The sequence below is a fragment of the Burkholderia sp. AU19243 genome (assembly GCF_018148075.1).
In the GTDB taxonomy this organism is placed as follows: domain Bacteria; phylum Pseudomonadota; class Gammaproteobacteria; order Burkholderiales; family Burkholderiaceae; genus Burkholderia; species Burkholderia latens_A.
The window spans coordinates 207,317-227,864 of sequence record NZ_JAGSTV010000011.1; the positions used below are offsets into that span (position 1 = coordinate 207,317).

A 20,548-nucleotide genomic window follows, 5' to 3' on the forward strand; every position below is an offset into this window, starting at 1 on the left:
TTTGGAAATATTTGGGGATGTTTCCGCCTGAAATATTGCGCCGGACCCACCGGATTCGGATGCGGCAAAACGGCAATATCGACCGGCTTTCGCACGCCACTCCGTAGAAAATGCCGCATCACCCCGCCCGCCGGGCCGCGCAGCCTGCAAACCTTTCACGCGGCGATGGCAACCGTCGTCATCCGAACGTTTTCATTCGGATAAATGACACGCGTTTTTTTGCCGATTTCTTTTCCCTAGAATCGATTTCGATTCCATATTTCTTTTAAACGCATGCATTACGTTCACGCATCGGATGGGCGGCGCGCGACGGCACGTGCCGCGCATCGCGAAGGAGCGGCGCGATGACGGGCATCCCGCGCACCGCCGACGTCGCCGTGTCCTCGCACGGCCAACATGGACGCATCGTGCAACTCGACGGGCTGCGCGCGATCGCGGTGGGCGCCGTGTTCCTGCAGCACGCGCTGAAGGCGCCGCTGTGGATGGGCGTCGACCTGTTCTTCGTGCTGAGCGGGCTGCTGATTACCGGCATCCTGCTCGACCGGAAGGCGCGCGGTCAGTCGTACTTCAGCCACTTCTACGCACGTCGCGTGCGCCGAATCCTCCCGCCGTACGTGCTGCTGCTCGTCGTGTCGACGCTGCTGTTCGGCGCAAGCTGGCTGCCGCACTGGCCGTGGTTCGCGTTCTTTTCGACCAACATCGGGCTGTCGCTCGGCAGCATCGGCCATGACAGCCTGAACGTGCTGTGGTCGCTCGCCGTCGAGGAGCAGTTCTACATCTTCTGGCCGTTCGTCGTGCTGTGGTGCTCCGAGCGCGCGCTGCTGTGGATCGCCGCCGCGCTCATCGTCGCCGCGCCGGTGCTGCGCGCGATCGCGACGCCGTGGTTCGACTCGTTCTGGCCGATCTACTACCTGACGCCGTTCCGGATGGACCTGCTTGCCGCCGGCGCGCTGCTCGCGATCGTGCTGCGCCGCGACCGGCGCGCGCTCGAGCCGTTCTATCCGCTCGCGATCGCCGGCGCGCTGGTGTCGCTCGCGATCCTCGGCTGGCTGCACCTGTCGTTCCCGCGCTTTCGCGCGGCGAACACGCCGCTGTCGAATGCCGCGCTCTACAGCATTTCGCTGCTGCTCTGCACGTCGATCGTCGTGATCGCGCTGCGCGGACGCGGTCTCGTGCAGCGCGTGCTGACGAACCCGTTGCTCGTCTACGTCGGCACCGTCAGCTACACCGTCTACCTGATTCATCTGAGCGTGCTGTATGCGCTGTGGCCGCTGCATCTGAACCGCTTCGTCACGGCCGCGCTCGCGCTCGCCATCACGCTCGCATACGCGACCGCGTGCTGGTACGGCTTCGAGCGACGCCTGACGCGCGGCCCCGCCCGCGGCGCAATGCCCGCCGCCGCACGCACGACCGCCTGACTTTCTCAATCCATCGTTTCGACAGGACATTGCCATGAGCCAAAATCGCAAGAAGGCCATCATCACGGGGATCACGGGGCAGGACGGCGCCTACCTGACCAAGCTGCTGCTCGACAAGGGCTACGAGGTCACCGGCACGTACCGCCGCACCAGCTAGGTGAACTTCTGGCGCATCGCCGAACTCGGCGTCGATACGCACCCGAACCTGTCGCTCGTCGAGCATGACCTGACGGATGCCGGCTCCAGCCTGCGGCTGCTCGAACGCACGCAGCCGGACGAGCTGTACAACCTGGCCGCGCAGAGCTTCGTCGGCGTATCGTTCGACCAGCCGGCAACGACCGCCGAAGTGACTGGCATCGGCCCGCTGAACCTGCTCGAGGCGATTCGCGTGGTCAGCCCGAAGACGCGGTTCTATCAGGCGTCGACGTCCGAGATGTTCGGCAAGGTGCAGGCGATTCCGCAGACCGAAACGACCGCGTTCTACCCGCGCAGCCCGTATGGCGTGGCGAAGCTGTACGCGCACTGGATGACCGTGAATTATCGGGAGTCCTACGACCTGTTCGGCTGCAGCGGCATCCTGTTCAACCATGAATCGCCGCTGCGCGGACGCGAGTTCGTCACGCGCAAGATCACCGACACCGTCGCGAAGATCAAGCTCGGCAAGGCGACCAAGCTCGAGCTCGGGAACCTCGACGCCAAGCGCGACTGGGGCTTCGCGCTCGAATACGTCGAAGGGATGTGGCGGATGCTGCAGGCCGACGAGCCGGACACCTACGTGCTCGCGACCAACCGCACCGAGACGGTACGCGACTTCGTGCGGATGGCATTCGCTGCGGCCGGCTACCAGATCGAATGGACCGGCAAGGGCGAGCAGGAACGCGGCATCGACGCATCCAATGGCAATGTGCTCGTCGAAGTGAATCCGAAGTTCTATCGCCCTGCGGAAGTCGACCTGCTGATCGGCTGCGCGGACAAGGCAAAGTCGAAGCTCGGCTGGGCGCCGGAGACGACGCTCGAACAGCTTTGCCAGATGATGGTCGAAGCCGATCTGACGCGGAATCGTCACCATGACACGTACTGAAGCCGGCCGACCGTCGCGCCGGGCGTTCGTTACCGGCGTGACGGGCTTCACCGGCCGCTACATGGCGCAGCGGCTCGAGGCGGCCGGCTACGACGTGTGGGGCACCGTCGCGCCCGGTGCGGCGCGCCCCGACGATCCGGCGTTCGCGAACTGCACGCTGCTGCCGGCCGACCTGCTCGATGCGGAGGCCGTGCGTGCGGCAGCGGCCGATGCGCGGCCCGATGCAGTCGTGCATGTTGCCGCGCGGGCGCACGTCGCGCAGGACGAACCGTCGCAAACGTACGCGGTTAACATCGTCGGCACGCGCAACCTGTTGGCCGCGCTGGCGGGCCTCGACAGCCGCCCGTCGGCGGTGTTGCTCGCGAGCAGCGCGAACGTCTACGGCAATTCGACGGGCGGCGTGCTCGACGAAACGGTGCCGCCCGCGCCGGCGAACGACTACGCGGTCAGCAAGCTCGCGATGGAGTATGCGGCGAAGCTGTGGGCCGAGCGCTTGCCGATCGTGATCGCGCGGCCATTCAACTACACGGGCGTCGGCCAGGACGACGCGTTCCTGCTGCCGAAGCTCGTGTCGCATTACGCACGCAACGCGCCGCGCATTTCGCTCGGCAACCTCGACGTGAGCCGCGATTTCTCCGACGTGCGCGACGTGACGGACGTATATCTGAAGCTGCTCGAAGCCGCGCCGGCCGGCGAGACGTTCAACGTCTGCTCGGAGCGTGCGTATTCGCTGAAGGAGGTGCTGGCGATGCTGGCGCGGATCGCCGGCTATGTGATCGACGTGACGATCGATCCGCGATTCGTGCGGCACAACGAAGTGAAGAGCCTGTCCGGCTCGCGCGACAAGCTGCGACGCGTGGTGGGCGAGTTGCCGGTGACGCCGCTCGACGACACGCTGCGCTGGATGATGGACGCAGTGCGCAGCGCGCAGGCCCGCTGATTCCCGCGACGCGGCACGTTCCGCACCCGCCAAAAGGAAACGGGCCGCTCGATGTCGAGCGGCCCGTTGTCATGTCGGCGCCGAAAAAGGTGCAGCGCGCTCAGCCGGCCAGGCCGCGCGCGAGATCGTTGCGCAGGTCGCCCGCGTCTTCAAGGCCGACCGCGAGGCGAATCAGCCCTTCGGTGATACCCGCGGCCGCGCGCGCTTCGGGCGTGATCCGAGCATGCGTGGTCGTCGCCGGATGCGTGATCGTCGTGCGCGTGTCGCCGAGGTTGCCGGTGATCGAAATCAGCTTCGTGCTGTCGATCACGCGCCATGCGTTCGCGCGCTGCTGTTCCGGCGTATCGCCCTTCAGCTCGAACGACACGATTGCGCCGCCCGCCTTCTGCTGACGCTTCGCGAGCGCGTGCTGCGGGTGCGATTCGAGCCCCGGATAGAACACGCGCGCAACCGCCGGATGCGCATCGAGCCAGCGCGCGATTTCGAGTGCGTTCGCCGACTGCTTCTCGACGCGCAGCGACAGCGTCTCCATCCCCTTCAGCAGCACCCATGCATTGAACGCCGACAGCGTCGGGCCCGCGCTGCGCACGAACGGGAAAACCTTGCCCATGATGAATTCCTTCGAGCCGACCAGTGCGCCGCCGAGCACGCGGCCCTGCCCGTCGAGGAACTTCGTCGCCGAATGCATGACGACGTCCGCACCGAGCTTCAACGGCTGCTGCAGCACCGGGCTGCAAAAACAGTTGTCGACGACGAACAGCGCGTTCGCGGCCTTCGCGATCTTGCCGATCGCTTCGATGTCGGCGAGTTCGGTGAGCGGGTTCGACGGCGTTTCGAGAAAGAACATCTTCGTCTCGGGCCGCACCGCTTCCTGCCATGCGTTCAGGTCGGTCGGATCGACGAACGTCGTCGTGATCCCGAACTTGCTGAAGATCTGCGAGAACATTCCGAGCGTCGACCCGAACAGGCTGCGCGAGCTGACGAGATGATCTCCCGCCTGCAGCGCGGACATCACGACCGACATGATCGCGGCCATGCCCGACGCCGTCGCGATGCAGGCCTCGCCGCCTTCGAGCGCGGCGAGACGATCCTGGAACATGGTGACGGTCGGGTTCGTGAAGCGCGAATAGGTGAAATAGTCTTCCGAATTCGCGAAGCGTTCAGCCGCCTCCGCCGCGCTCGTGAAGCAAAAGCTCGACGTGAGGAACAGCGCTTCCGAGTGCTCGTTGTAGTCGCTGCGCTGCGTGCCCGCGCGCACGGCGAGCGTGTCGAAGTTGAGGGAGTCGTCCATGTTCCGTTTTCCGTATTCGAGGGCCGCGCCGGCGATCATCCAACGGGCGCGCACCCAGCCACAAAGTCAGGCCAAAACAAAAAGCCCGCTATGCGTCGGCATCAGCGGGCTTCGGTGCGGTACGACAGCGATCGACTCGGGCCGGCTGCCGCCGGCCTTCGCTTTAGCTGTTTTGGGAAGTCGCCCCGCGTCCGCAAGCTGAATCAAATCGACGCAAGGCGACATCCTATCACGCTTCGTCGGAAGCGTGCGCCGGCATCATTCAACCGACAGTTGCAGGTTCATCTGCGAACGCGCAGTGTCGCTCGCCGTATCGCGATCGGCCTGCGATGCCGGCGCGAGGCGCGCGCGCTCGATCGAATCGAGGTATTCGGGCGTCACCGCGCCGGTGATGTAGTCGCCGTCGAAGCACGACGCCTCGAAGCGTTCGAGCTTCGGATTGATGTCGCGCACCGCGCGGCGCAGATCGTCGACGTCCTGATAGATCAGGTGATCGGCGCCGATGATCTTCGCGACTTCCTCGTCCGTGCGGCCGTGCGCGACCAGTTCTCCACGCGTCGGCATGTCGATGCCGTACACGTTCGGGAATTTCACGGGCGGCGCCGCCGACGCGAAGATCACCGACTTCGCGCCTGCATCGCGCGCCATCTGCACGATCTCGTGCGAGGTCGTGCCGCGCACGATCGAGTCGTCGACGATCAGCACGTGCTTGTCCTTGAATTCGATGCTCATCGCATTGAGCTTCTGGCGCACCGATTTCTTGCGCACCGCCTGGCCCGGCATGATGAACGTGCGGCCGACGTAGCGGTTCTTGAAGAAGCCTTCGCGATACTCGACGCCGAGCTTCGCGGCCACCTGCATCGCAGCCGGACGCGACGAATCGGGGATCGGCATCACGACGTCGATCGGCACGTTCGGCAGCTCGCGCTTGATCTTCTCGGCGAGGTAGTCGCCCATGCGCAGGCGCACGTTGTAGACCGGCACGCCGTCGAGGCACGAGTCCGGACGCGCGAGATACACGTATTCGAACATGCACGGATTCAGCGTCGGGTTTTCCGCGCACTGCTGGCTGTGGAAATTGCCGGCCTTGTCGATGAAGATCGCTTCGCCCGGCTGCACGTCGCGCACGAATTCGAAGCCGATGCCTTCGACGGCCACCGACTCCGACGCGACCATCCACTCGGTGCCGTGTTCGGTTTCGAGCTTGCCGATGCAAAGGGGGCGAATGCCGAACGGATCGCGGAACGCGAGCAGGCCGTAGCCGGCAATCAGCGACACGATCGCGTACGAGCCCTGGAGGCGGCGATGCACGCCCGCCACCGCCTTGAACACGGCGGCCGGGTCGAGTTCGAGGCCGGTGGTCGACAGCTGCAGCTCGTGCGCGAACACGTTGAGCAGCACTTCGCTGTCGGAATTGGTGTTGATGTGCCGGCGGTCGATCCGGAACATCTCGTCTTTCAGCTGTTCCCAGTTCGTCAGGTTGCCGTTGTGCGCGAGGATGATCCCGAACGGCGCGTTCACGTAGAACGGCTGCGCTTCGGCTTCGCTCGACGCCGAGCCGGCCGTCGGATAGCGGACCTGGCCGATGCCGAAGGTACCGGGCAGGCTGCGCATGTTGCGCGTGCGGAACACGTCGCGCACCATGCCGTTCGCCTTGTACATGTGGAAATTGCTGCCGTCCGCCGTCGCGATGCCCGCTGCGTCCTGACCGCGATGCTGCAGCAGCAGCAGGCTGTCATAGATCAGCTGATTGACCGGGGATTGGGAGATAACGCCTACGATGCCGCACATGGCATGTCCTTCAAGATGACAAAATCGGTTCGGTCCTGCCCGGCCGCGTCGTCACACGCGTACGTACTGGGCCATGCCGTCGGGCAGGAGCTGCTTCAGCTCGTGCACGCCCTGTTCGGCGATAGGACGCAATAGCGCATTGCGCCAGAAATCCTGTTTGGGCAACTCGGTCAGCCCGGCCGCCGCGACCAGCAGCACCACCAGCACGCAGCCGCGGACCAGCCCGAACATCATGCCCAGCGAGCGATCGACTCCGCCGAGGCCCGTCGCCTGCGCGATCCGCGACAACAGCGCGTTCGCGACGCCCGCGACGAACACGACGCCGATTACGATCAGCGCGAACGCGAGCACCCACTGTGTCAGCGCGCCGCCCGGCCAGTTCGCCGGGATGTACGGCACCACCAGTCCGACATAGCGGCCCGCGATCACGACCGCCGCGATCCAGCCGATCAGCCCGAAAATCTCCGAGACGAAACCGCGCCATGCGCCACGCAGCGCAGACAACGCGATTACCGCCAATACAGCGTAGTCGAAAGCCGTCAGCATCGCACGTTACTGCGTGAGCCCGGCTTCGCGCACCTTCGCGATCGCGGCGGATGCCGCCGCGCGATCCGCAAACGGGCCGGCACGCAGCAGTGTAGCCGTGCTGCCGTCCGCCTGCTTGCGATGCTCGACATATGCGGGCACGCCCGCGGATTTCAACTTGGTGGCCCACGAACGGGCCGTCGTGTCGTCCTTGAACGATCCGAGCTGCACCGCGAAGCGCGCACCGGCAGGCGACGCCGGCGACGATGCATCGCCGCTGTCGGCTGCGGCGTCGGCATTCGCGACCGCCGCGGGCGCCGGCTTCGGCGCGGCCGGCTTCACTGCCGGCGCGGGCGCGGCCGGCTTTGCGGCGGGCTTCGCCGGCGCTACGCCAGCTGTGGTGGTCGAGGTCGTGGTATCGGGTTTCGCGGCCGGCTTGGCCGCATCTTTCGCGGGCGCCGGAACGGCGGCCACCGCGACGTCGGACGCCGGCGGTTCGTCGTGCGCGACGCCCGCCTGTACGTCGGCAGCATCGTCGTCGCGCGGCGCGACAGCCTGATGCGCGGGCCGGTTCGGGATGTCGATCGCGATGTCGTCCGTCACCGGCTTCGGATGCGAATCGAGCACCATCGGCAGCACGATCACCGCGGCGACGACGAGCGCGATCGCGCCGACGAGACGCCGGCGGGCGCGTTGCTTTTCAGGAAGGGTCGGATCGAGGAGCAGTGCATCCGATTCCGGACGCTCGGTGCGGCGCGTGCGGCGCTCGACACGTTCCGTGCGCTCCGTGCGCACGTTCCGGGAGGCCCCGGTACGACCGCCGCGCCGCGGGGGCGCGTCGTCGTCTTTCTTGCCGAACGAGAAAATTCCCATGAATGGCTGAGTCCGAAACTGCCCGTCAGTCAGTGTTGCTGCGATTTCCGGTAGGCCATCACACCTGCCACCGTATGGAAACTGCCGAAAACCACGATTCTATCATTCTCGGATGCTCTTTTTAGTGCATCGCGAAACGCGTCGGCCGGCGACGCGAAGCGGGTCACGCTCGAATCGGCGCCGTCTTCCACGCCGGCCTTGCGCAGCGCGGCTTCGAGCTGCTCCGCGCTGGCCGCCCGCGGCAACGGCAGGTCGGTCACGCACCAGTGGTCGATCTCGCCTTTCAGGTGCCGCAGCACGCCGTCGATGTCCTTGTCGTGCATCGCGCCGAACACCGCGTACGTGTACGGAAAGAAGCCCATGTTGCCGAGATTCTGCTCGAGCACGGCCGCCGCATGCGGATTGTGCGCGACGTCGAGCACGATCGCGGGCTTGCCGGGCAGCACCTGGAAGCGCCCCGGCAGCTCGACGTTCGCGAGCCCGAGCCGGATGTCCTGCGCGGACACCGGCAGCACCGGCCGCAGCGCCTCGAGCGCGGCCAGCGCGGCCGACGCGTTGATCAGCTGGTTCGCGCCGCGCAGCGCCGGATACGCGAGCGCCGGATAACGCTTGTCGCGGCCGAGGTAGCTCCATTGCTGGCGTTCTGCGCCCGGCTGCGCTTCGTAGCGGAAGTCGCGCCCGACCAGCCACAGATCGGCGCCGATCGCGTTCGCGTGGTCGACCAGCGTGTGCGGCACCGCCGGATCGCCGCAGATCGCCGGCTTGCCTGCGCGAAAGATGCCGGCCTTCTCGAACGCGATCTTCTCGCGCGTGTCGCCGAGGTATTCGGTGTGGTCGATGTCGATGCTCGTCACGATCGCGCAATCGGTGTCGATGATGTTGACCGCGTCGAGCCGGCCGCCGAGGCCGACTTCGAGGATCACCGCGTCAAGCCCGCGCGACGCGAACAGGTGCAGGATCGCGAGCGTCGTGAATTCGAAATACGTGAGCGACACCGGTTCCGGCAGCGACGTGCGCGCCGCTTCGACGGCCTCGAAGTGCGGCAGCAGCTCCGCATCGCTGACCTGCTGCCCGTTCACGCGCGCGCGCTCGGTGAATTCGAGCAGGTGCGGCGACGTGTGACAACCGACCTTGTAGCCCGCGTGCACGAGAATCGCCTCGAGGAACGCGCACGTCGAGCCCTTGCCGTTCGTGCCGCCGACCGTGATCACCGGGCATGCGAATTCGAGCTGCAGCGCCGCCTTGACCTGCCCGATACGGGTGAGGCCCATGTCGATGCCGACCGGGTGCGCGCGTTCGAGATGCGAAAGCCACGCGTCGAGAGTGGGAAAAGTGCTCATCGGATCAAATCTGAATCGGTACCGCCACTACGCCAAAAAACGAAACGCGCCGCCCGGCGGGTCAGCCGGGCGACGCGCGCAGTTCACAACGCCACGCCTCTCAGGCCAGCGCGTCGGCCGGCTGTCGCTGCAACAGCGCGAGCAGCTGCGCGATCTCGTCGCGCATCTTGCGGCGATCGACGATCATGTCGATCGCGCCCGTCTTCAGCAGGAATTCCGCGCGCTGGAAGCCTTCCGGCAGTTTCTCGCGAACCGTCTGCTCGATCACGCGCGGCCCGGCGAAGCCGATCAGCGCCTTCGGTTCGGCGATCACGACGTCGCCAAGAAACGCGAAGCTCGCCGACACGCCGCCCATCGTCGGGTCGGTCAGCACCGAGATGAACGGCAGCTTGGCTTCGGCCAGCTTCGTCAGCATCGCGGTCGTTTTCGCCATCTGCATCAGCGACAGCAGGCTTTCCTGCATCCGTGCACCGCCCGATGCCGTGAAGCAGATGAACGGCACGTGCTGCTCCAGCGCGTTCTGCGCGCCGCGCGCGAAGCGCTCGCCGACGACCGAACCCATCGAGCCGCCCATGAAGGAGAACTCGAAGCAGGCCGCGACCACCGGCAGCGTATGGATCGCGCCGCCCATCACGACCATCGCGTCGGTCTCCCCCGTCTCGTCCATCGCTTCCTTCAGACGATCGGGATACTTGCGGCTGTCCTTGAACTTCAGCGAGTCGACCGGCACGACTTCCTGACCGATTTCATAGCGGCCTTCCGGATCGAGCAGCCCGTCAAGGCGTTCGCGCGCGCCGATGCGCATGTGGTGATCGCACTTCGGGCACACGTGCAGGTTCGCGTCCACGTCGTTGCGGTACAGCACGGCCTCGCAGGACGGGCACTTGACCCACAGGCCTTCCGGAATGCCCTTGCGGCTTTTCGGGTCGGTCTGCTTGATCTTCGGCGGCAACAGTTTGTCGAGCCAGCTCATCGTGTATGGTTTCCTGTTCCGTGGCGGGGCGGGCCGATGCGGCCCGTCCCCGCTTCCTGTTGTGTTTATCGCGCCGGATTGCCGGCGCCGTCCAGGGCGGCGCGCAGCTCGGCGATGAACGTCTTCAGCGCGGCGGCGGCGCTTTCCGGCGCAGCGCTTTCCAGCAACTGCACCAGGCGGCTGCCGATCACGACGGCGTCCGACACTTCGGCCACCGCACGCGCCGTTTCGGCGTCGCGGATCCCGAAGCCGACGCCCACCGGAACCGGCACGCGCGACTTGATGGCCGGGATTTTACCCGCAATGCTCGAAACATCCAGATTTCCGGCGCCGGTCACGCCTTTGAGCGACACGTAGTACACGTAGCCGCTCGCGATTTTGCCCACGTCGGCGATGCGTTCGTCCGTCGACGTCGGCGCAAGCAGGAAGATCGGATCGATCTGCGCGCCGCGCATTTTCTCGGCGAAGACGCCCGCTTCTTCGGGCGGGTAGTCGACCACCAGCACGCCGTCGACGCCAGCCGCCCGTGCTTCGGCAGCGAACGCGTCGACGCCCATCCGCTCGATCGGGTTCGCATAACCCATCAGCACGACGGGGGTTTTCCGGTCGGTCTCGCGAAAGCGCTTCACGTCGGCGAGTACGCTCTTGAGCGTGACGCCGCGCGCGAGCGCGCGCTCCGACGAACGCTGGATCACCGGGCCGTCGGCCATCGGGTCCGAGAACGGCACGCCGAGTTCGATCACGTCGGCGCCGCCTTCGGCGAGCGCGCGCATGAATTCGACGGTCTTCGCGGGATCGGGGTCGCCGGCCGTGATGAACGGAATCAGGCCCTTGCGGCCCTGTTCGGCGAGTGCGGCGAAGGTCTGCTGGATACGGGAGGACATGGCAATTTTCCTTGATGCGATCGGCACAGCGGCGGCGCGGCTCACGCGCACGCCTGCGCGGCGAGCGCACTCACGCGCTCGTGCGCGATCGCGCAATAACTTTCGTTGATCTCGTAGCCGACGAAGTCGCGCCCCTGCCGTGCGCAGGCCACCGCGGTCGTACCGCTGCCCATGAACGGATCGAGCACGCGGCCGCCCGGCGGGCAGCTCGCGAGCACCATCCGCTCGATGATTTCCAGCGGCTTCTGGGTCGGATGATCGACGCGCTCCGCGTGCTGCCGATGCAGGCGCGAAACCGACCAGACGTCCTTCGGGTTGTAGCCCATCTCCAGCCACTTGCTGCCTTCGAACAGCTTGCGCGAGCGGGCCTTCTTCGTGTCGGCGTCGTACGGGATGCGGACCGGATCGAGATCGAAGTAATACGCCTTGGAAACTGCGAAAAAGCCGATGTTGTCGTGCACCGACGTGAAACGGCGCGTCGTGCCGCCCATGCTCGGCACGCGCCGGTCCCAGATGATCTCGTTGACCATCGTGAGCCTGGTCTTCAGAAAGCTGAAGATTTCCGGCGCGTACTGCCACGTGCAGAAGATGTACATCGACCCGCTCGGCTTCAGCTTCGGAATCGCGAGCTCGAGCCACTCGCGCGTCCACGCGAGGAAGTCGTCGCCCGAACGCTTGTCCGAGTCGTTGCCGTAATCCTTGCCGAGCCCGTATGGCGGATCGGCGACGATCAGGTCGATCGACGCATCCGGCAGGCGCGCGGCTTCGGTCAGAAAATCGCGGTTGTGCAGTTCGATCCCGGACGGCGGCGTGCACGGCGCGGCGACGACGGGCTGCGCCGCCTCCGCTGCGCTTGCGGCGCCGCCGCCCGGTTGTTCGATCAGGTCACGCATCGGGCGGGGTCAGAGGGCGATGCCCGATCGCTCGGCGACCGTGTGCATGTCCTTGTCGCCACGGCCCGACAGGTTGACGAGCAGGATCTTGTCCTTCGGCAACGTCGGCGCGAGCTTCACGCCATACGCGATCGCGTGGCTTGACTCGAGCGCGGGGATGATCCCCTCGATCCGGCAGCAGTCGTGGAACGCCTTCAGCGCCTCTTCGTCGGTGATCGGCACGTACTGCGCGCGGCCGCTGTCCTTCAGCCATGCGTGCTCGGGACCGACGCCCGGATAGTCGAGGCCGGCCGACACCGAATGCGTCTCGATGATCTGGCCGTTGTCGTCCTGCAGCAGGTACGTGCGGTTGCCGTGCAGCACGCCGGGGCTGCCCGCGATCAGCGATGCCGCGTGACGGCCGGAGTCGATGCCGTCGCCGGCCGCTTCGACGCCGATCAATTGCACCGACGTATCGTCGATGTACGGATAGAAGATGCCCATCGCGTTCGAGCCGCCGCCGACGCACGCGATCACCGCATCCGGCTGACGGCCGGCGAGTTCGGGCATCTGCACCTTGCACTCGTCGCCGATCACGCGCTGGAAGTCGCGCACCATCGCCGGGTACGGGTGCGGGCCTGCGACCGTGCCGATGATGTAGAACGTGCTTTCGATGTTCGTGACCCAGTCGCGCATCGCTTCGTTCAGCGCATCCTTCAGCGTGCGCGAACCCGATTCGACCGGCACGACCGTCGCACCGAGCAGCTTCATCCGGTATACGTTCGCGGCCTGGCGGCGCACGTCCTCGGCGCCCATGTAGACGATGCATTCCATCCCGAAGCGCGCGCAGATCGTCGCGGTCGCGACGCCGTGCTGGCCGGCGCCCGTCTCCGCGATCACGCGCTTCTTGCCCATCCGCTTCGCGAGCAGCGCCTGGCCGATCACGTTGTTGATCTTGTGCGCGCCGGTGTGGTTCAGGTCTTCGCGCTTCAGGTAGATCTGCGCGCCGCCGAGCGTCTCGCTCCAGCGCTGCGCGTGATAGATCGGCGACGGACGGCCGACGAAGTACTTCAGCTCACGCTCGTACTCGGCGACGAAATCAGGGTCGTTCCGGAATTTCTCATACGCTGCGCGCAATTCGTCCAGCGCATGAATCAGCGTCTCGGCGACGAATACGCCGCCATACGGGCCGAAGTGGCCACGATCATCAGGAAGGTTGTACATGGTGTCACTCTCGATCGGTCGGTGCGCCCGGCTGTCGGGGCCGCACCGGCTTGCATCACCCGGCGTCCGCTTCGCGCACCGCACGTACGAACGCCGCCATTCGGGCATGATCCTTCACGCCCTTCGCGCCGTCGACTTCGATGCCACTGGAGACATCGACAGCAAACGGACGCAACTGGCGGATCGCATCACCGACGTTTTGCGCGTTCAAGCCACCACTCAAAACGGCCCGATGCGCGAGCTCTGCGGGAATAAGTGACCAATCGAAGACCTTGCCGCTGCCGCCGTAGTCCGGCACCAGTGTGTCGAACAGGAGGCCGCGCGCTTTCGAATAATGAAGCGCCAATTCTACCAAATCGGCCGGCTGCGTCGAGGGGCCGACGCGCACCGCGCGCATCCACGGCAACCGCGCCGCGCGGCCGAGCGCGTCGCACTGTTCGGGCGTCTCGTCGCCATGGAACTGCAGGACCGTGAGCGGCACGTCGCGCACGACCGCCTCGATCTCGGCCTGCGTCGCGTTCACGAACAACCCGACCACCGACACGAACGGCGGCGCGATGCTCGCGAGCTCGGCCGCCTGTGCGATCGACACCGCGCGCGGGCTCTTCGGGTAGAACACGAGACCGATCGCATCGGCGCCGAGCGCCGCCGCATGCAGCACGTCGTCGGGACGCGACAGCCCACACAGCTTGATGCGCGTGCGCGGCGCGAGGCCGGCCGCGCCGGGAGTCGGAGAAAGCATGGTGCGATCCGTCATGATTGCGGGTCCAGATCGGCCCAGACGCTGCTCCACGGCACGCTGCCGAGCTGCGCGGGCGGGACGGCGAATTCCGCCGGGTAGCCGACATGGGCGAGGTACAGCCCGTCGGCCATGAACGTGGGCGCGGCGAGATTGCGATCGCGCCCGGCGAGCACGTCGGCCAGCCAGTCCGCCGGGTAACGGCCACGCCCGACCGCGACGAGGCAGCCCATCAGGTTGCGCACCATGTGGTGCAGGAACGCGTTCGCGCGGAAGCGGAAATGAATGAAGTGGCCTGCGCGCCGCACGTCAATCTGGTACACGTGTTTGACCGGCGTCTTCGACTGGCATTCCGACGACCGGAACGACGAAAAATCGTGTTCACCGATCAGATGCGCGGCGGCCGCGCGCATCGCGTCGTCGTCGAGCGGCGTGTGAATCCAGCCCGCGCGGCCGGCCAGCATCGGCGAGCGCACGGGATGCACGTACAGCGCGTAGTAGTACGTGCGTTCGAACGCCGAAAAACGCGCGTGGAACGTATCGGGCATCGGCTTTGCCCATTGCACGGACACGGTCGGCGGCAGGAACGCATTGGTGCCGCGCACCCACGAGAAATCGGCGCGCTCGAGCGTCGTGTCGAAGTGCACGACCTGCCCGAGCCCGTGCACGCCGGTGTCGGTCCGCCCCGCGACCGTCGTGTGCAGCGGCACGCACGCAAATTCGCCGAGCGCCCGTTCGAGCGCGTCCTGCACGGTCTTGCCGTGCGGCTGCGCCTGCCAGCCGCAGAACGCGGCGCCGTCGTACTGAATCCCGAGCGCGATCCGCATCACGCGTGGTCCGCCAGCTTCGCGAGCAGCGCACGCGCGTCGTCGCGCGTGGCGGCGTCGTTCGCGTCGACCACTTCCTGCAGCAGCGTACGCGCGCCCGATAGATCGCCCAGCTCCACATACTCGGACGCGAGATCCAGCTTGTTGCGGGCAATGCGGGCGAGTTCTTCCGGCGTCAGCGCCGGCAGTACGGCGCCCGGCGTCGACGGCAAATCGAGATCGAAATCGAGCTTCAACGCGCCGAATTGCGCGCCGCCGAGCGGCGGCAGCGGCGACGCCGTCGCTGCGTCGCCATTCCCCGTGACGGCAGCAGGCGTTGGTGCGTCCGGTTCCCCGTCGAACTCGTCGTGCTGGTCGGCCGGATGTTCGCGGGCCAGATCGGTCGTGCCAACGGGCGGGTGCTGCGCGGATTGACCGTTAGTTGCGCCTTGGCCGGCTTCCGTGTGCGCTGCGCCAGTGGCCGGCTCCTCCGCGGTTCGCGGCGGCAGCGGCATGTCGAGGCTGTTGAGCGCGCTAATCGCGTTCTGCATCAGCGCCGCGTGCTGCGCGTCGTTCGTCGCAGGCGCGGCGCGGGCTTCACTCGGCGCGTGCACGTCTGCTTCCGCAGCTGGCTGCGCGTCGGTCGCCGCCGACACGGCGCGAGTGTCGCCCGCCGCATCCGCAACCGGTTTCGTAGCCGGCTGCGCGTCATTTACGGCCAACGAGGCGTGCGCGTCGGCCGGCGTGCCGGCAGCCGCGTCGGGGACTTGCGGAGCGTCGCCGTCCGGCGCAGCGTGCGTGGACACCGCTTCCGCCTGCGCGTCGTTCGCGTTCGCCGGTTCCGGCCGAGACGACACCTCAGGCGCCAGCGTTTCCGGTGCGTGCGAATCGATTGCCTCCGCCGCCGCGGCGGCGGCCGTGACCAGATTCGGATCGCCGGCGGCGTCGCGGGCGAGCGGCGTCTCGGGGAGAATCGGCGGCAACGGCTCGACGGGCGGCGTCGACGCGCCGTCATCCGCGGCGGCCGATCCGCCGGGCACCGGCGTGATGCCATCGGCGCGTCGCGCGTTGCGGCGCTTGCGCCACGCAAACCCTGCCGCGAGCACGATCACGGCCGCACCGGCTGCCGCGGCCGGGCGCCAGTCGATCTGTTCCGAACCCGATGCGCGCGCTGCGGCTGTCGCCGGCACGCGCGGTTGCACGGGCGCCGATGCCGGCTGTACCGCGCTCGCGGCCCCACCGGCCGCGGCTTCGCTCACCGCGGGCGACGACGCAGCGGCCAATGCCGGTGCGTCATTCGCGGCCGGACGCGGCGCAAGCGGCGCCGGCGCGGGTGCGACGTTGTTTGTCGCGGCCGGTTTGCCGATTCCGTGCTTCTGCAATTCCATCAGCACACGGTTTTTCAGCGCGAGGAGTTGCTGCAAGCTCGACGGCCGCGGCTGCGACGCAGCCGCGACGGGGGCCGCCGCGGATGGCTCATGCATAGCCTGTGCGGGGGCGCCCGGTGCGGGAAGGACAGACGCGTCACTCGCAGACGACGGTGCGGACTGGATCGAGCCACTCCACACATGCGGCCCGCTGGCACCAGCGGCAGGCGCTGCCGGCGGAATGGCATCGACCGTCGACGCACCGTGTGCAGCGGACGCACCCATTGAAGCCGAAGCGCCGGCCGCGCTCGGGCCGCTCGCCCCGCTCACCGGCGCCGGATGCGCGACCGACGCGGCCAGCACGGCGGTCGGGCCTTGCGCGGCCGATCCCGGATGGGGCGCCGACGCGCCATGCTGCGCGACCGCGGCCGGACCCGAAGCCGCAGCAACGGCAGGCGCTGCGGATGCAGCCGATGCTGCGGATGCCCCGGCCGACGCAAGCGCCGCACCGGTCGGATCGAGTGCGGGCACCGTCAGCGTCGCGCCGACCTTGAGGCGGCTCGGATCCCGCTTCATGAATGCTTGCGGATTGGCGTCGAACAGTGCGCGGCCGGCGCGCGCGAGCACGGCCGGGTCATGCGACTGCGTCGCCGCTTTCGCGAGGTCGTTCAACGACTGGCCCGGCTGGACCGTGACGGTGAGCGGCGCGGGGCCGGCGGCTGACGCCGGCAGATCGCCGGCGCCGGCGGCCCATGCCGACGCGACCGCGCCGAGCGCCAGGATTGCCAGCGCGCCACGCACGGCGCGCGACAGCCGGGACTGCCGCGGAAACAAGGAAATTCGGGACATCGTAGGCTCAATCGCCGCGCACGGGCGCGGCTCGGATTCGCGTAGGAAAGCGTCAATAAAGTTGCCGCAGAAATGCGAAAGCGTCGCGCGGAACGCGACGCTTTCGGCGGCTCTGCGCGTCGTAATCGCATAGTTTACTTCACGCGATCGGATTCCGGCCGAATTCGTCGCCGATGAACGGCGCCCTCGGCGCCTGGACAGCGACGCGTGCCAACAAAAAACGCCTGCCGCCCCGCGAAGGGCTGGCAGGCGTCTCGCGCCCGGGGCGCGCGGGCGTGGCCCGATCGTTACTTGTCGAGCAGGATGCGCAGCATGCGGCGCAGCGGCTCTGCCGCGCCCCACAGCAGCTGATCGCCGACCGTGAACGCCGACAGGTATTCGCCGCCCATCGCGAGCTTGCGCAGACGACCGACCGGCACCGTCAGCGTGCCGGTGATCTTTGCCGGCGACAGGTCGCGCATCGACGCTTCGCGCTCGTTCGGCACAACCTTCACCCAGTCGTTCGCCGACGCGAGGATCCCGTTGATCTCGTCGAGCGGGACGTCCTTCTTCAGCTTGATCGTCAGCGCCTGCGAGTGGCAACGCATCGCGCCGATCCGCACGCACAGGCCGTCGACCGGGATCGAACCCGGCTCGCCCATCGCCGGCTTGCCGAGGATCTTGTTGGTTTCCGCGCCGCCCTTCCACTCTTCCTTCGACATCCCGTTGCCGAGATCCTTGTCGATCCACGGAATCAGCGAGCCCGCGAGCGGCACGCCGAACTGGCTCGTCGGCATTGCGTCGCTATTCATCGTCGCAAGCACGCGGCGGTCGATGTCGAGAATCGCGGACGCCGGATCGGCCAGCTGGTCCTGCACCGAGCCGTGCAGCGCGCCCATCTGCGACAGCAGTTCACGCATGTTCTGCGCGCCCGCGCCCGAGGCGGCCTGGTACGTCATCGCCGTCATCCAGTCGACGAGGTTCTCGCGGAACAGGCCGCCGAGCGCCATCAGCATCAGGCTGACCGTGCAGTTGCCGCCGATGAAGTTCTTCGTGCCCTTGACCAGCGCGTCCTTGATCACGTCGAGGTTGACCGGATCGAGGATGATGACCGCGTCGTCCTTCATCCGCAGCGACGACGCCGCGTCGATCCAGTAGCCGTTCCAGCCCGCAGCGCGCAGCTTCGGGAACACGTCGTTCGTGTAGTCGCCGCCCTGGCACGTGATGATCACGTCGCACTTCTTCAGCTCGTCGACGTTGGTCGCGTCCTTGAGCGTGGTCTCGTTTTTCGCGAACGACGGCGCCTTGCCACCCGTGTTGCTGGTGCTGAAAAATACCGGTTCGATCAGGTCGAAATCGCCTTCTTCCTGCATGCGTTGCATCAGCACGCTGCCGACCATGCCGCGCCAACCTACGAGACCTACGTTCATGACTAACCCTTTGAATGGAGCTTCCCCGCCATTTCCGCCCCCGGCGTGACCGCGCGGGGAAACAGGCGGGCACGACGGACGATCAGCGTTTAATGATCGTTTTCGTGGTAATGGTTTTCGTGATGACGATGGCGCGCGCACCCGCACGGGCAGTGTTGCCGTGGAGTTTCAGGACCGGGGAGATCAGGGAAATCAGCGCCATCGTTCGAGTCTACACAAAGCCGGTGGGCCGCACAACGGCCAACCGTGTGCGAACCGGCCGATTTCACGGCCCGTTCGCGCCCTTTCTACAATTCACCGCATGATTGCTTGCCGCGCGCGTTACAGCGCGGCGACCACCGCATCGCCCATCGCTGCCGTGCCGACCTGCTTGCAGCCCGGCGTCGCGATGTCGCCGGTGCGATAGCCTTGCTCCAGCACCGTTTTCACCGCGCGCTCGATGCGATCGGCCTGCTCCGCGCGATTCAGCGAGTAGCGCAGCAGCATCGCGGCCGACAGGATCGTCGCGAGCGGGTTCGCGATGCCTTTGCCCGCGATGTCCGGCGCCGAACCGTGCGACGGCTCATACAGACCCTTGTTGTTCTTGTCGAGCGACGCCGACGGCAGCATGCCGATCGAGCCTGTCAGCATCGACGCTTCATCCGACAGGATGTCGCCGAACATGTTGCCGGTCACGATCACGTCGAACTGCTTCGGCGCCTTCGCGAGCTGCATCGCCGCATTGTCGACGTACATGTGCGAAAGCTCCACGTCCGCATATTCCTTCGCCACGTCGATCATGATGTCGCGCCAGAACTGCGACGTCTCCAGCACGTTCGACTTGTCGACCGACAGCAGCTTCTTCGCGCGCTTTTGCGCGGCCTGGAACGCGACGTGCGCGATGCGGCGCACTTCCGGTTCCGAATAGCGCATCGTGTCGAAACCTTCGCGCGCACCGGCGAACGGGCCGTCGGGTGCCGCACGCACGCCGCGCGGCTGGCCGAAGTAGATGTCGCCGTTCAGTTCGCGCACGATCAGGATGTCGAGGCCCGCGACGAGCTCCGGCTTCAGCGGCGATGCGTCGACGAGTTGCGGATAGCAGATCGCCGGACGGAAGTTCGCGAACAGCTCGAGGTGCTTGCGCAGCCCGAGGATCGCCTGCTCCGGGCGCAGCGGGCGCTCGAGCGAGTCGTATTTCCAGTCGCCGACCGCGCCGAACAGGATCGCGTCGGCTTCTTTCGCGAGCTTCAGCGTCGCGTCCGGCAGCGGATGACCGCTCGCCTCGTAACCCGCGCCGCCCACGGGTGCGTGCTCGAGTTCGAACTTCTCGTCGAGGGCGTTCAGCACCTTGACCGCTTCGTTGACGATTTCCGGACCGATGCCGTCGCCGGGCAGCACTGCAATCTTCATGCGTTATTCCTGACTGGGTAGGTATGGGTGACAGGTCGGCGAGCGTGCGTCATGCACGCCCGCCCGAAGGCTATCTCAGCCGACCAGCTTGTTGTTGAGCCACGGCTGCTTCGCGAGCCGCTCGGCTTCGAACTGGCGGATCTTGTCCGCGTGACGCAGCGTCAGGCCGATGTCGTCGAAGCCGTTCAGCAGGCAGTATTTGCGGAACGCAGTGATCTCGAACGGATACTCGCGGCCGTCGCCCGAGCGCACGACCTGCGCGTCGAGATCGATCGTCAGCTGATAGCCGTTGAACGCGTACGTGTCGTTGAACAGGTGATCGACCTGCTGCTCGGTCAGCACGATCGGCAGCAGCCCGTTCTTGTAGCAGTTGTTGAAGAAGATGTCCGCAAAGCTCGGCGCGATGATCGCGCGGAAGCCGTACTGCTGCAGCGCCCACGGCGCGTGCTCGCGCGAGCTGCCGCAGCCGAAGTTCTTGCGTGCGAGCAGCACCGATGCGCCCTGGTAGCGCGGCTGATTGAGCACGAAGTCCGGGTTCAGCGGGCGCTTCGAGTTGTCCTGGCCGGGCTCGCCGTGGTCGAGGTAACGCCACTCGTCGAACGCGTTCGGACCGAAGCCCGTGCGCTTGATCGACTTCAGGAACTGCTTCGGGATGATCGCGTCGGTGTCCACGTTCTCGCGATCGAGCGGCGCCACGACGCCGGTATGCACAATGAATTTTTCCATGATCCGTCTATCCGGTGGGAGGGCCGGCGTTCAGCCGGCGCACATCGACAA

18 protein-coding genes and 1 pseudogene are annotated in these 20,548 nt (G+C 66.7%); 3 read left to right on the forward strand and 16 right to left on the reverse strand.

Annotated features, from left to right (window positions below):
- Positions 1-344: 344 nt before the first annotated feature.
- The 3 genes and pseudogenes from KDW55_RS21080 to KDW55_RS21090 all read left to right on the forward strand — a co-directional run bounded on the left by KDW55_RS21080 (position 345) and on the right by KDW55_RS21090 (position 3,439).
- Positions 345-1,418 (forward strand): acyltransferase, encoded by a 1,074-nt coding sequence (locus KDW55_RS21080; protein WP_209822342.1) that lies wholly within the window; start codon positions 345-347, stop codon positions 1,416-1,418.
- A gap of 34 nt (positions 1,419-1,452) precedes the next feature.
- A pseudogene (gmd, locus tag KDW55_RS21085) lies at positions 1,453-2,499 on the forward strand (GDP-mannose 4,6-dehydratase).
- Positions 2,486-3,439, forward strand: a complete 954-nt coding sequence (locus tag KDW55_RS21090; protein WP_212198029.1) for an NAD-dependent epimerase/dehydratase family protein — start codon at positions 2,486-2,488, stop codon at positions 3,437-3,439. The pseudogene gmd and the gene KDW55_RS21090 overlap by 14 nt, the downstream one beginning before the upstream one ends.
- Before the next feature lie 100 nt (positions 3,440-3,539).
- Here the strand turns inward: KDW55_RS21090 and KDW55_RS21095 are convergent, their stop codons facing one another.
- From KDW55_RS21095 to leuD, 16 genes are all read right to left on the reverse strand, one after another.
- On the reverse strand, positions 3,540-4,730 hold the full coding sequence (locus tag KDW55_RS21095; protein ID WP_040141025.1) for an O-succinylhomoserine sulfhydrylase: 1,191 nt from the start codon (positions 4,728-4,730) through the stop codon (positions 3,540-3,542).
- 258 nt (positions 4,731-4,988) lie between these two features.
- The gene (gene purF / locus KDW55_RS21100; RefSeq protein WP_040139432.1) at positions 4,989-6,521 is read right to left on the reverse strand and encodes an amidophosphoribosyltransferase; all 1,533 of its coding nucleotides are present in this window, start codon (positions 6,519-6,521) and stop codon (positions 4,989-4,991) included.
- Positions 6,522-6,572: 51 nt separating this feature from the next.
- Positions 6,573-7,067 carry a CvpA family protein gene (locus tag KDW55_RS21105; RefSeq protein ID WP_040139431.1) on the reverse strand — a complete coding sequence of 165 codons (495 nt, stop codon included), beginning with the start codon at positions 7,065-7,067 and terminating at the stop codon, positions 6,573-6,575.
- A gap of 6 nt (positions 7,068-7,073) precedes the next feature.
- A complete protein-coding gene (locus tag KDW55_RS21110) occupies positions 7,074-7,919 on the reverse strand; it encodes an SPOR domain-containing protein (protein ID WP_040139430.1) in 846 nt (281 codons plus the stop codon).
- A gap of 29 nt (positions 7,920-7,948) precedes the next feature.
- Positions 7,949-9,259, reverse strand: coding sequence for a bifunctional tetrahydrofolate synthase/dihydrofolate synthase (gene folC / locus KDW55_RS21115; protein ID WP_212149794.1), 1,311 nt, complete (start codon positions 9,257-9,259; stop codon positions 7,949-7,951).
- A gap of 100 nt (positions 9,260-9,359) precedes the next feature.
- Positions 9,360-10,232 carry an acetyl-CoA carboxylase, carboxyltransferase subunit beta gene (accD, locus tag KDW55_RS21120; RefSeq protein ID WP_040139428.1) on the reverse strand — a complete coding sequence of 291 codons (873 nt, stop codon included), beginning with the start codon at positions 10,230-10,232 and terminating at the stop codon, positions 9,360-9,362.
- A 65-nt stretch (positions 10,233-10,297) separates the two neighbouring features.
- Complete coding sequence (gene trpA / locus KDW55_RS21125) at positions 10,298-11,116, reverse strand: tryptophan synthase subunit alpha (protein WP_212160937.1); 819 nt, start codon at positions 11,114-11,116, stop codon at positions 10,298-10,300.
- A gap of 41 nt (positions 11,117-11,157) precedes the next feature.
- The gene (locus KDW55_RS21130) at positions 11,158-12,009 is read right to left on the reverse strand and encodes a site-specific DNA-methyltransferase (RefSeq protein WP_209822338.1); all 852 of its coding nucleotides are present in this window, start codon (positions 12,007-12,009) and stop codon (positions 11,158-11,160) included.
- Between the two features lie 9 nt (positions 12,010-12,018).
- Positions 12,019-13,212: a tryptophan synthase subunit beta gene (trpB, locus tag KDW55_RS21135; RefSeq protein ID WP_040139425.1), complete on the reverse strand. Its 1,194-nt coding sequence runs from the start codon at positions 13,210-13,212 to the stop codon at positions 12,019-12,021.
- Positions 13,213-13,267: 55 nt separating this feature from the next.
- Entirely contained in the window at positions 13,268-13,969 is a 702-nt protein-coding gene (locus tag KDW55_RS21140) for a phosphoribosylanthranilate isomerase (protein WP_040139424.1), read from the reverse strand.
- Entirely contained in the window at positions 13,966-14,778 is an 813-nt protein-coding gene (gene truA / locus KDW55_RS21145; RefSeq protein ID WP_212160936.1) for a tRNA pseudouridine(38-40) synthase TruA, read from the reverse strand. Before truA ends, KDW55_RS21140 begins: the two co-directional genes overlap by 4 nt.
- Complete coding sequence (locus KDW55_RS21150) at positions 14,778-16,973, reverse strand: FimV/HubP family polar landmark protein (RefSeq protein ID WP_212160935.1); 2,196 nt, start codon at positions 16,971-16,973, stop codon at positions 14,778-14,780. Before KDW55_RS21150 ends, truA begins: the two co-directional genes overlap by 1 nt.
- A gap of 287 nt (positions 16,974-17,260) precedes the next feature.
- Positions 17,261-18,382: an aspartate-semialdehyde dehydrogenase gene (asd, locus tag KDW55_RS21155; RefSeq protein ID WP_040139421.1), complete on the reverse strand. Its 1,122-nt coding sequence runs from the start codon at positions 18,380-18,382 to the stop codon at positions 17,261-17,263.
- A gap of 82 nt (positions 18,383-18,464) precedes the next feature.
- Positions 18,465-18,584: a hypothetical protein gene (locus tag KDW55_RS29490; protein ID WP_006756675.1), complete on the reverse strand. Its 120-nt coding sequence runs from the start codon at positions 18,582-18,584 to the stop codon at positions 18,465-18,467.
- Between the two features lie 119 nt (positions 18,585-18,703).
- On the reverse strand, positions 18,704-19,771 hold the full coding sequence (gene leuB / locus KDW55_RS21165) for a 3-isopropylmalate dehydrogenase (protein ID WP_040139420.1): 1,068 nt from the start codon (positions 19,769-19,771) through the stop codon (positions 18,704-18,706).
- A 75-nt stretch (positions 19,772-19,846) separates the two neighbouring features.
- On the reverse strand, positions 19,847-20,497 hold the full coding sequence (leuD, locus tag KDW55_RS21170) for a 3-isopropylmalate dehydratase small subunit (RefSeq protein WP_040139419.1): 651 nt from the start codon (positions 20,495-20,497) through the stop codon (positions 19,847-19,849).
- Positions 20,498-20,548 lie beyond the last annotated feature (51 nt).